We start from the raw sequence: 12,359 nt of genomic DNA on the forward strand, positions 1-12,359 counted from the left end.
TCTCACCTACCTAAGTTTCCTATAATAATATCTCCCATCTCTTTTGTTCCAACTAAGGTCATCCCCTCTTCTAAAATATCTAATGTCCTATATCCATCTTCTAAAGCTTTATTTACAGCCTCTTCTATTGCTTCACTTTCTTCATATAAGTTAAAACTATTTTTAAGCATCATTCCTACAGATAATATAGTAGCTATGGGATTAGCCACCCCTTTTCCAGCTATATCTGGAGCACTTCCATGGATAGGCTCATACATCCCAAAATTTCCGTCACCTAAAGAAGCTGATGGAAGCATTCCTATTGAACCTGTAATCATTGCTGCTTCATCTGATAAAATATCTCCAAAAATATTGTTGCAAAGTATAACATCAAAACTTGCTGGATTCTTAATAAGTTGCATTGAGGCATTATCTACATATAAATGTTCTAACTCTACATCTTCATAATCTTTACTAACTTGATTTACTATCTTTCTCCAAAGCTTCGAACTTTCCAAAACATTTGCTTTATCAATACTTGTCAACTTACCTCTTCTTTTTCTCGCTAGTTCAAAAGCTTTTATTGAAATTCTTCTTATCTCTTCATCAGAATATATCTCTAAATCACTTGAAGTTACTACTCCTCCAATATAATCCGATCTCTTTTCTCCAAAATATATTCCCCCAGTAAGTTCTCTTACTATAATCATGTCCACTCCACTTTTTATAATTGAATTCTTTATTGGAGAAGCCTCTATAAGTTCTTTATAAACTTTAGCTGGTCTAAAATTACAATATAAATTAAGTTTTTCTCTTATATCTAAAAGAGCATTCTCTGGTCTTTTTCCCTTAGGCATGTTATCCCACTTACTTCCACCAACAGCTCCCAATAAAATGCTATCTTTATTTCTACAGCCATCTAATGTTTCTTGCGGAAGAGGAACTCCTACAGCATCTATAGCACTTCCTCCAATCAAAAAATATTCCAAATCAAATTCATGATTATATTTTTCACCTATTTTATTTAAAACCTCAGTAGCAACCTCAACTATTTCTGGCCCTATTCCATCACCTTTTAAAACACCAATATTGAACTTCATAAAATCACCCCACCAAACTAAATATTACTTATTCTCTTTATTAATCCACCCATTTCTATTATTTCTTTTATAAACTCTGGAAAAGGTTCACTTTTAAATTCTGTTCCCTTAGTTAAGTTATTTATTATTCCTTTTGAAAAATCTATAGAAAGTTCATCTCCACTTTCTATTCCATCAACAGCTTCACTACATTCAAGTATAGGAAGTCCTATATTTATAGCATTCCTATAAAAAATTCTTGCAAAACTTTTACTTATTACACAACTAACTCCGCTTGCCTTTATTGCTAATGGTGCATGTTCTCTTGAAGAACCACATCCAAAATTTTTCTCTCCAACAATAATATCTCCTGTATTAACCTTTAATGAAAATTCATTATCCAAGTCCTCCATACAATGCTTGGCTAATTCTTTCTCATCACTGGTATTCAAATATCTAGCTGGAATTATTACATCTGTATCAACATTATCTCCATATTTAAAAACTCTTCCTTTAGCTTCCATAATAATTCCTCCTAAACAATCTCTTCTGGAGAACATATTTCTCCTTTTATAGCCGATGCAGCTGCTATTGCTGGACTTGATAAATAAATCTCTGACTCTATATGACCCATTCTACCTAAGAAATTTCTATTTGTTGTAGAAATAGCTACCTCTTTCTTCGCTAGTATTCCCATATGACCTCCTAAACATGGCCCACAAGTAGGTGTAGAAACTATTGCCCCAGCTTCTATAAATACTTTTATTAATCCTTCTTCTAAAGCATCTAAATATACTCTTTGACTTCCTGGAATTATTATTGTTCTTACATCCTTATTTACTCTTCTTCCATTTAAAATTTCAGCTGCAACTCTTAAGTCTTCAATCCTTCCATTAGTACATGAACCTATAACAGCTTGATCTATTTTTATATTTTTAATCTCATCAATAGTCCTTGTATTTTCAGGAAGATGAGGACAAGCAACTGTAGGCTTTATCTCACTTAAATCTATCTCATAAACTTCATCATATACGGCATCTTCATCAGCTTTATAAATACGTTGTTCTTTAGTTGAATGAGAATTTAAATAATGAAGTGTAATATTATCAACCTCAAATATACCATTCTTAGCTCCTGCCTCTATAGCCATATTTGCTATGGTAAATCTTGAATCAATGGATATATGCTTAAGACCATCTCCACAAAATTCCATAGATTTATATAGAGCACCATCAACACCTATTTTCCCTATAATATGTAGGATTATATCCTTGCCACTGACCCACTTATTAGGTTTATTAACAAGACTGAACTTAATTGCTGAAGGTACTTTAAACCAAGCTTTTCCTGTAGCTATACCAGCTGCCATATCAGTTGATCCTATACCAGTTGAAAAAGCTCCTAATGCACCGTAAGTACAAGTATGAGAATCTGCTCCTATAACCACATCTCCAGCAGTAACAAGTCCCTTTTCTGGTATTATTACATGCTCTATCCCCATATCTCCTACATCAAAAAAATTAACTATCTAATGCTTCTTAGCAAACTGTCTCACAAATCTACATTGCTCAGCAGATTTTATATCCTTGTTAGGAGTAAAATGATCCATAACTAAAGCTATCTTTTTTTTATCAAATACTTTCTTCCTATCCCCTAATTTATTAAATTCATTTATGGCAACTGGTGCAGTTATATCATTTCCTAGAACTAAATCTAAATTAACCTCTATTAACTGTCCTGTTTTAATTTCATCTAATCCACAATGATTACATAATATTTTTTGAGTCATTGTCATCCCCATAAAACTCACCCCAATTAATGTTCAAATTCAAAATAATCTCCATAACTATCTATACTATTATTCCCTCTTTCTAAAGCAATAGAGCCTGTTCTTGCAATTTCTTTAATTCCAAAGTCATCAAGCAAATTTATCAAAGCGTTTATTTTGCTTTCATCTCCTGTTAACTCTATTGTGAGAGATTCTTTACATATATCAACGATTTTACATCTAAAAATATTTACTATTTCATTAATCTCAGCTCTCTTCTTATCATCAGCCTCAACCTTAACTAGGAGCAATTCTCTATAAACAGAATTCTTTTCTTCAAGCTTTATTATCTTTATTACATCCTCTAGCTTGTTTAACTGTCTTATAAACTGTGTTAAAACATCGTCATTTCCCTTTAAAGCAATTGTCATTCTTGAGGTATTATCTTTATAACTCTCACCTACTGTTAAGCTTTCAATATTAAATCCTCTTCTTGAAAAAAGACCTGATACTCTACTTAGAACACCTGAAGAATTCCTAACCAATACAGATAAAATATGTCTTTCCAAAACTACTCCCCCTTTTACGAATATTTGTTTATCAAGTTTTACTGCAATTAATTATTATTTTATTAATATAATGCAGCATTCTTATTATTTATGCATTTTAAGTTATTTTTAATTATACGTTTATTAATATGATTCATTCCAAAAATTGTTCTTATTTCATTTTCATTATTTCAATTGCATAAATACAAATTTTTTATTTTATTTTTTTAACTTAATGTAGAAACTAAATACATAATTATTTTAAAGGAGTGATTTAATGAAAATAGGATACGCTTGTACTCCATTAATAACAAATGCTAGAACAAATAGACGAGTACTGTTAAAGGACTTTTCCCACAAAAATATTTATCCTATAATTGAAAAAAATTTAAATGATTTACATAAAATACTTCACTGTAACAAAGATAATGATATTTATTTATTTAGAATTGGCTCCGATATTATCCCTTTAGGTTCACATGAAATTAATGATTTCAATTGGCAGAAGGAATTCCACACCAAACTAAAATTAATTGGAGATTTTATAAGAAAAAATAATATGCGTGTTTCCATGCACCCTGGACAATACACAGTTATAAACTCTCCTAATGAAGAGACATTAAAAAAATCATTATTAGATGTTGAATATCATTGCTCATTTTTAGACTCTTTAGAAGTTGACTATAAAAATAAAATCATACTTCATATAGGAGGAGTCTATGGTGATAAGCCCATGGCAAAAGAGAACTTTATTAAAGGATTCAGTAGCCTCTCCGAATCAGCGCAAAAACGCCTAATAATAGAAAATGATGAGAAAAGTTTTTCATTAGATGATGTATTAGAAGTATCTTCCAAAATACATATTCCTGCTATTTTTGATAATTTACACAATATATGCTTTGGTGATAATTCATATACCTTAAATAAAATTTATTCTAAAGTGAAAAAAACTTGGAATAATAATTTAGATGGGAATATAAAAGTTCATTATAGTCAGCAAGATTTAAATAAAAAGAAAGGATCTCACTCACAATCAATAGCTGTAACATCCTTTTTAGACTATTATAATCAGGTTGAAAATTTTAATCCTGATATAATGCTAGAGGTTAAGGATAAAGATATTTCTGCTATCAAAATTTTAAAAACTTTAAAAGAAATTAATATAGGTCTTTCTAAAGAAGAATTCTCTTCTGAAATAGAAAATTATAAACTTCTTTTATTACAATATGATAAAGACTTCCATGAAAATACTTATGGTAACATTGTTGATTTTTATAAATATTTAGATGAAGCAACTACAAAAGAATTTGACCTAATAGGATTTAAGTATTCCTTAGAACTTGCTTTTAACATAATTGATGATTATATGACTAAAAGAGAAATTTCTCATTTCAAAAAATTGATTAAAGAAAAGGATTTAAAAAAAGCTAAACTTTACTTAAAAAAGATTAATTCTAAAATAGAAATACCACCTAGAGAATTAGCTTATTATTTTTCTAGAAATTAATATGAATCGCCTCTTAAACTGTCACAATTTAGTGTTTTTTTAAATATATTGTGAGTAACAGTAAAATTTTGGAGGCAAAAATAATGAGCTTTTTAAGCGTAATTCTTTTTGTAATAGCTGCCAGTTTAGATATACTTGTTGTTTCATTTGCCTATGGATTAAAAAACATAAAAATAAATTTTTCAAGTACACTTGTAATAGCTACAATATCTGCCCTTGGAACTTTAGTTTCTATGATGTTAGGTAAAGCATTTTTAGATGTACTCCCTTTAAAATTGACTGATATAATTGGAGGGTTAGTACTTTTGGGAATAGGATTATATTTCATAATAACTTACTTTAAAGAAAAGAAATCTATAAATTCAAGTGACTGTACTAACGCAAACTCTCCTATATGTATATTAGAGAACCCCGAAATAGCAGATAAAGATAAATCAGGTAATATAGACCTTAAAGAATCACTTGCTCTTTCAGTAGCTCTTTCATTAAATAACTTTGGCCTTGGGATAGGAGCTAGTATTTCTGGACTAAATATTACTTTTACAACCATATCAACCTTTATTATTTCACTTATTTTTATCTCAGTAGGAATTTATTTTTCTAAAAAGATAAAAAATAAAAAAGTTGTAAATAATAGCAACTTAATTTCCGGGGTAATAATTATTTTATTATCTCTCTTTATATTGTTATAAAAAAGAAAAATCTATAAGCAGTATTTAAAGAACCCTGTATAAATACAATCAATTCTTTAAATACACTTATAGATTTTTATATTATAAGCTTATAATTTATACTCTTGTTATGTCTACATCTTGTGAATAGTCTACACCTTCTAAGCCAAAACCAAATAATTTGAAGAATTCTGTTCTGAAGTCTTCTGCATCACTTAATTCAAAAACATTTTCACTGTTTATTTGTGGCCATATTTCTTCTATAGCCTTTTGTACGTCTTCTTCCATTTCTAAGTCATCGATTCTTATTCTGTTCTCATCATCTAAGTTAAGTTTTCCTTCGTAAAGATCCACAAACATTCTGTATATTTGCTCTATACAACCTTCATGAGTTCCTTTTTCTTTCATTACCTTGTAAAGTATTGAAATATAAAGTGAAACTATTGGAATAGCTGAACTTGCTTGAGTTACTAAAGCTTTATTTACTGAAACATATCCTTCACCATTGACTGGTTTTAATATATCTGTTATTTTAGATGCAGTTTCCTCTAAATCCTTCTTTGCTCTTCCTATTGTTCCTTCTCTGTATATTGGATAAGTTACCTCTGGTCCAATATATGAATAAGCTATTGTTTTAACTCCGTCTTCTAAAACATCAGCTTCTTTTAAAGCTTCTATCCATAGCTTCCAATCTTCTCCACCCATTACTTTTTTAGTACCTTCTACTTCTTCCTCTGTAGCTGGTGAAATAGTAACATCATGAATTTCTCCTGTATGGAAGTCTAAAGTTTTACTACTAAAAGGTTCTCCTACAGTTTTTAAGCATGAACTATAGACTACACCTGTAACAGGGTCTTTTCTTTTTGGAGCAGCTAATGAATAAATAACTAAATCCACTTTACCCATATTTTCTTTTATTAACTCTATAACTTCGCCCTTAACCTCATTTGAAAAGGCATCTCCATTTACTGATATAAAATTTTTACCTTCATTTGATGCAACTTCTTTTAATGACTCTATATTATACCAACCTGCTGAAGCAGTTCTTTTTTCTGAAGCTTCTCTCTCAAAAGCAACTCCTAATACATCTGCATCACATGCTTCTGATGCAACTATAGCACTTGCTAATCCATATCCAGTTGAAGCTCCTAAAACAAGGACTTTTTTAGCTCCATTTATTTTACCTTTTTCTTTTACATACTCTACTTGATTTTCAACATTCTTTTTACATCCTTGTGGATGAGAGGTAGTACATATAAAACCTCTAAACTTTGGTTCTACTATCATTCTGATTTCTCCTTAACCTATTGTTTGATTATCAAAATATATTGTACTTTACATATTACCATATCAAATTAATTTTGTCATTATTATACCGCTATATAACTAGAAAATATTATCTTATATACCAATTCTAAAATAAATGTTTACCAAAATATATCAAAAAGGCACTTCTAACTTTAGAAGTGCCTTACATTTTATATAAAATTATTTATTATCTATTTTTGTTGCAGCAGCTTCTCTTACTGCATCATCATATGCTTTTCCATTTGTTCTTTTAGCAATCTTAGGTAATATTAATCCTAATCCTATTAATATTACTGGAGTAGCAACGTTCATTCCTACTATGAATATCCATTGTCCTGAGAATACTGGAACATCTGTTGGGAACATACCTAAAATACAAGCAAATGCTGTGAATATGAAACACCAAGCTCCTATTATCATTGCAAACTTATCATTTTTAACAAATTTGTAATCTGATTTGAACTTTCCTTTTACAGCCTTTCTTAACATTATGTAAGCTAAGAATACCCATAAGTATCTCATTGGCATAACAACAGCATTTAATTTTAATAACCAAGTAAATAATGCATTAAAATCACCAATTCCTAAAGCTGGAACTATTATTAATATACCAACTAATACTGATGTCATTATATATCCATTTACTGGAGCACCATGTTTATTAGTTTTAGTTAATGCTTTTGGTACGTATCTTGCATCTGTATCTCCTAATAAAACTTTTAATGGAGCATCTATTGAGAATGCTAAAGCTGATATTTGAGCTGCAAAGTTTGCTAATGCATATAATATTAGGAATGTATTTCCTAAACCGTAGTAGTTACCTAATTCTTGGAATGAATAATAAGCACCATTTAACATTAAGTCATTTGGTATATTATTTGCATCAAACATCATTCCCATTGCTACTGAACCAAGAAGTGCAGTTACAGCAACCATTATTGCTAATGCTATCATACCTTTTGGGAATCCTTTCACAGGATCCTTCATGTTGTTTACGTATGGAGATATTTTTTCAGCTCCTCCAACTGCAAAAACTAGCATAGCTATAGTTGTAAAGTATGTAAAATCAAATTTCGGTATATATGTACTAATTGAAGTCATATTTGGTGTAGCTATATGTGTTCCTCTAATAGCTGGTGCTGTTAACACAAGTAATATATAAAGTAAAGACATAACGAACATTGCTGTTCCTGCTACAGTTCCTATTTTACCCAGTGAATTAACTCCTCTTGAAGATATCCATACAAAGAATAAAAATATAGCTAATCCTGCTAATTGTGTTATTAAAGGATTAAGATTTTTAATAGTACTTCCATCTTGGAAAATAGCCCATCCTAAAGAAACAATAACCCCTTGAGGTTTTTGTGCTAGGTAAGGAATATGTACTACCCAGTATGTCCATCCAGCTAAGTAAGCTAGTGTAGGTCCCATTGTTTTACCTATCCATGAACTTACTCCACCTTTACTATCTTTAAATGTTGAACCTAATTCTCCTACCATAAGAGCATATGGTACAAAATATAAAGCTATTATTAATATCCATGAAGTTACTACAGTTAATCCTTGAGTTGCGAAGTTATTTACTATATTTCCAAAACCCCAAACTGACACGAATGCCATTAACCCAAGGTTATACCACATAAGCTTCTTTCCATCATTGTTGCTGCTCATGCATTTCTCCTCCTCATTATTATTTCACAATAATTCCCGTTTAATTTCTTAATTAATGCTTGTCCATTTTAAAATAATCATTAAAGAAACCTTTAACATATTATTTTAACGTTAAATATCACCATTCAATTTTAACACTCTATTAATTTTAGCGCAATATTGTTAATATTCTTTATTCAACTAAATTCATAAAGTTTAGGATTAAATTTATAATGTACCTTGTTAATTCTTTCATTTTCTCCTTTTTTCTTGTTTTTGTGAAGAAAACATCTGTATTTTTTGAAAGTTTTATTGTTTTATTATTCATATTTCTAAAAACTCAATAAAAACTTTTACTAACTAATCACGATTAAGCTCAATATTTTTATACTATCCAGTTTAATAAACGAAAATAGTCCCTATGAGCAATTTCATAAAATTGCTCATAGGGACTAAAATTTACTTAATTATCTCTATTTCAACTGATTCTTCTTCAAATCCTTTATTTAGGTATTCTAAATTTAGCTCTCCATCTTTAACTTCTATAGACATAAAGTTATACTTTCCATTCAAATATTCCATGGTATGTCCATCATCATTATAATGGAATCCAGTTGCATTCTCTCCAAATACTTTTAAAAGAATTGAATCTGGTCTTTCAGCAACATTCTTAAACTTCTTATTATAAGTAGGTATTATAGTTCCTTCTTTAACTAGAACTATAATTTCATCTAACTCACAAGAAAGCTTATGCCAATTTCCACCTTGAAGTTTCTCTTTAGTAAAGTAATTAAACCAAGTTCCTTCTGGTAAATAAACAACCTTGCTTCTTTCTCCATCATATAAAACTGGAGCAACAATCATATTTTCTCCAAGCATAAATTGCTCTCTAAGATTTAATACATTCATATCTTTTTCGTATTCCATCACCATTAGTCTAAAAATAGGCAATCCCTCTTTATGAGATACATAGTATAAATCATAAATATATGGAAGTAATTCGTATCTTAGTTCAATTGACTTTTTAGCAATTTTCTCAGCTCTAGGTCCAAAAGCCCACGGCTCTTGTCTTCTAGTGTACATATTTGAATGATTTCTGAATATAGGGATAAATGGCCCATCTCCATCCATCTTATAAATAATTCTTCAGTTGAATCTAATCCAAATCCTGAAACATCATTTCCTACAAACGAGAATCCACTAACCCCTAAATTAGCATTCATTGATATAGACATTCTCATTTGGCTCCACATACTCATATTATCTCCTGTCCAAACTGAAGAATATCTTTGCCCACCAGCATAAGTAGCTCTAGTCATAGAAAATCCTCTTTCATTAGGATGCAATTCATTTTGAGCTTCCATTGAACATCTACTCATTTCAAAACCATATCTATTATGGAATTCTTTGTGCTCTATAATCCCATAGTCACTATTATGAAGACAAGTTTCTAGCATAGTCTTATGGTCATTATTAAATACACATGGCTCATTCATGTCATTCCATATACCATCCATACCGTGCTCACTTATAAATTTCTTAAGCTCACTCTTCCACCATTCTCTACAATCTTTATTTGAGAAATCTGGGAAAGCACTATCTCCTGGCCATACAGCACCTATAAACATTTCACCATCTAACTTATTGGTAAAATGGTTTCCTGCTTTTCCTCTATTATAAACATCATATTCCTCATCAACCTTAACCCCTGGGTCAACAATTGTTATTGTTCTTATTCCTTTTTCTTTTAAATCACCAATAAGACCAGCTGCATCATCAAAATTAGGAGTTTTAAATGTCATTACTCTGAATCCATCCATATAATCTATATCTAAATAAACTACATCTAATGGAATTTCTTTTTCTTCAAAAGTTTTAACTAACTCTCTAACCTCTTCTTGACTAAAGTAACTAAATCTACATTGTTGATAGCCTAAGCTCCATAAAGGTGGCATCTCCATTCTTCCAGTTAAAGCAGTGTAATTTCTAACAACTTCTTTAATATTATCTCCTGGTATGAAATAATATTGAATTTGTCCTCCAATAGCTCCAAAGAATATTCTATCCCCTTGTTCTTTTCCCATATCAAAATAACTTCTAAAACTATTATCAAAGAATAATCCATAAGTAGCTTCTTTCTTTAACCCAACATAGAAAGGAATTGTCTTATAATAAGCAACGGAATCATCATCTGTCTCTGGATCATCAGTATTAAAGTTTTCTGTATAATATCCTTTCTTATTTAGGTCTCCACCTTTTTCTCCTAGACCATAATAAGCTAAGCAATCATTAACTTTTGATATGTATATATGTCCCTCTTCATCCTTGAAGCTTGGTTGAAAATCTTCACAAAGTATATTTCCATCTATATCTCTGAAAGTAATTTCACTAGTATTCTTATTTACATAAGTTGAAACCTTACTTCCCTTTACAATAATATAATCTAAATCTTCTTCTACAGTAAAACTTCCTTTTCCTAATATATCAACTACTCCATTAGTAGGAATACTTTCTTCATATTTATCGCCAATAAACACTTTAACTATATTATTTTCAATTATAGTAAGCGTTATTTTTAAATTTGAAAAATATATATCTATATTATTATCATTAACCTCATAGTTTTTAAAAACTCTTAATCCACTATTGTAAGCCTTAAATTTTTTATTTAGGTTCTCTCTATAATTTAACTGCGGCATACTTCTCTCCCCTTTATCTATATCGTTTTCAACTTAATTTTAAATAATATCCCCATCTTCTTAAAGTGTAAAAGTTATAGTTAACTAAGATAAATTCTAAAAATGAGTATTTAAGTGTCTAGTTAAAAAGTGAATTTCAGATATCCCTTCGAAACTGCTTAATTTCACAAAGAGTTTCTATTATATCTGAAATTCACATTAACCAATCTATACTTTATACTTAAATTATTAATGCTAGTACCAATAACACTAATTAATTTATTTTAAAATCAAAACTAACATCTTGGAAGAAGTTCTTCCACTCTTCTTTTTCAACCTTTGAAGGAACTCTAAATCTCACAACTTCTTTCCCTATATTCTTTCCTTTTATAACTCCAAAATCATGATAAGGTAATAATTCTACTTTTTTAATACCATCTAATTTTTCACCTAAACTCCTTATTGCCTCAAAATGCTCTTTAAAGTCATTTACATCTGGAATTATTGGACAACGAAGTATTATCTCTTTACCAAAACTACTTATATACTCTAAGTTTTCTAATATTATCTCATTAGAAACTCCGATATATTTTTTATGAAGCTCCTCTCCTGTTAATTTATAGTCATATAAAAATAAATCTACATACTCCACTATGAAATCTATATTATCTTTTTTAGCAAAGCCACTTGTTTCTATACAAGTGTGGATTCCAACTTCTTTGCATTTAACTAATATCTTCTTTGTAAGTTCTATATTGGTTAAGGCTTCTCCACCAGATATAGTTACTCCGCCCTTCGAATTCTTATAAAAATTTATATCTTTTTTTATAACCTTCATTATTTCATCTATATCTAATTCTTTACCTACAATTGATAAAGCTTTTTGGTGGCAAGTTTCTATACACTTGCCACAAGCCTTACATTTATCATAGTTAAATTTATGAATTCCTTCTTTTATATAATGAGCTTCTTCTGGACATTCTTTTATACATTCTCCACAACTACTACATCTTTCAATATTAAATGATAATTCTTTTTCATAACTTTGCGATTCTTGATTATGACACCACTGACATCTTAATGGACATCCTTTTAGAAATACTGTAGTTCTTATTCCTGGTCCATCATGAATAGAACATCTTTGAATATCTATAACTAAGTTTTTCAACTA

Annotated in this window: 8 protein-coding genes and 2 pseudogenes; 2 read left to right on the forward strand and 8 right to left on the reverse strand. The window is 29.7% G+C overall.

What is annotated here, in order from left to right; translation table 11 throughout:
- Nucleotides 1–2 precede the first annotated feature (2 nt).
- From leuB to ilvN, 4 genes and pseudogenes are all read right to left on the reverse strand, one after another.
- The gene (gene leuB / locus ACQZHJ_RS14210) at nucleotides 3–1,079 is read right to left on the reverse strand and encodes a 3-isopropylmalate dehydrogenase (protein WP_430486211.1); all 1,077 of its coding nucleotides are present in this window, start codon (nucleotides 1,077–1,079) and stop codon (nucleotides 3–5) included.
- 17 nt (nucleotides 1,080–1,096) lie between these two features.
- The gene (gene leuD / locus ACQZHJ_RS14215; RefSeq protein ID WP_430486212.1) at nucleotides 1,097–1,582 is read right to left on the reverse strand and encodes a 3-isopropylmalate dehydratase small subunit; all 486 of its coding nucleotides are present in this window, start codon (nucleotides 1,580–1,582) and stop codon (nucleotides 1,097–1,099) included.
- Nucleotides 1,583–1,593: 11 nt separating this feature from the next.
- A pseudogene (gene leuC / locus ACQZHJ_RS14220) lies at nucleotides 1,594–2,859 on the reverse strand (3-isopropylmalate dehydratase large subunit).
- A 14-nt stretch (nucleotides 2,860–2,873) separates the two neighbouring features.
- Nucleotides 2,874–3,395, reverse strand: a complete 522-nt coding sequence (gene ilvN, locus ACQZHJ_RS14225) for an acetolactate synthase small subunit (protein ID WP_430486213.1) — start codon at nucleotides 3,393–3,395, stop codon at nucleotides 2,874–2,876.
- A gap of 256 nt (nucleotides 3,396–3,651) precedes the next feature.
- Here ilvN and uvsE point away from each other — a divergent pair, with 256 nt between their 5' ends.
- Both uvsE and ytaF read left to right on the forward strand, forming a co-directional pair.
- A complete protein-coding gene (uvsE, locus tag ACQZHJ_RS14230; protein WP_430486214.1) occupies nucleotides 3,652–4,881 on the forward strand; it encodes a UV DNA damage repair endonuclease UvsE in 1,230 nt (409 codons plus the stop codon).
- Nucleotides 4,882–4,964: 83 nt separating this feature from the next.
- Nucleotides 4,965–5,573, forward strand: a complete 609-nt coding sequence (gene ytaF, locus ACQZHJ_RS14235) for a sporulation membrane protein YtaF (protein WP_430486215.1) — start codon at nucleotides 4,965–4,967, stop codon at nucleotides 5,571–5,573.
- 96 nt (nucleotides 5,574–5,669) lie between these two features.
- On the opposite strand, the gene fabV is transcribed toward ytaF, so the two are convergent.
- From fabV to ACQZHJ_RS14255, 4 genes and pseudogenes are all read right to left on the reverse strand, one after another.
- Complete coding sequence (gene fabV / locus ACQZHJ_RS14240; RefSeq protein WP_430486216.1) at nucleotides 5,670–6,839, reverse strand: enoyl-ACP reductase FabV; 1,170 nt, start codon at nucleotides 6,837–6,839, stop codon at nucleotides 5,670–5,672.
- Between the two features lie 201 nt (nucleotides 6,840–7,040).
- Nucleotides 7,041–8,531, reverse strand: a complete 1,491-nt coding sequence (locus tag ACQZHJ_RS14245; protein ID WP_430486217.1) for an amino acid permease — start codon at nucleotides 8,529–8,531, stop codon at nucleotides 7,041–7,043.
- A 438-nt stretch (nucleotides 8,532–8,969) separates the two neighbouring features.
- Nucleotides 8,970–11,209, reverse strand: a pseudogene (locus tag ACQZHJ_RS14250) (glycoside hydrolase family 31 protein).
- A 253-nt stretch (nucleotides 11,210–11,462) separates the two neighbouring features.
- Nucleotides 11,463–12,356: a glycyl-radical enzyme activating protein gene (locus ACQZHJ_RS14255; RefSeq protein WP_430486218.1), complete on the reverse strand. Its 894-nt coding sequence runs from the start codon at nucleotides 12,354–12,356 to the stop codon at nucleotides 11,463–11,465.
- Nucleotides 12,357–12,359 lie beyond the last annotated feature (3 nt).

The organism is Clostridium sp. B9, assembly GCF_050509515.1.
Classification (GTDB): domain Bacteria; phylum Bacillota; class Clostridia; order Clostridiales; family Clostridiaceae; genus Sarcina.

Excerpts from the sequence above, each read along its gene's own strand:
- leuB (WP_430486211.1), bottom strand. The coding sequence starts at position 1,079 with ATGAAGTTCAATATTGGTGTTTTAAAAGGTGATGGAATAGGGCCAGAA.
- leuD (WP_430486212.1), bottom strand. The coding sequence starts at position 1,582 with ATGGAAGCTAAAGGAAGAGTTTTTAAATATGGAGATAATGTTGATACA.
- uvsE (WP_430486214.1), top strand. The coding sequence starts at position 3,652 with ATGAAAATAGGATACGCTTGTACTCCATTAATAACAAATGCTAGAACA.
- ytaF (WP_430486215.1), top strand. The coding sequence starts at position 4,965 with ATGAGCTTTTTAAGCGTAATTCTTTTTGTAATAGCTGCCAGTTTAGAT.
- fabV (WP_430486216.1), bottom strand. The coding sequence starts at position 6,839 with ATGATAGTAGAACCAAAGTTTAGAGGTTTTATATGTACTACCTCTCAT.
- ACQZHJ_RS14245 (WP_430486217.1), bottom strand. The coding sequence starts at position 8,531 with ATGAGCAGCAACAATGATGGAAAGAAGCTTATGTGGTATAACCTTGGG.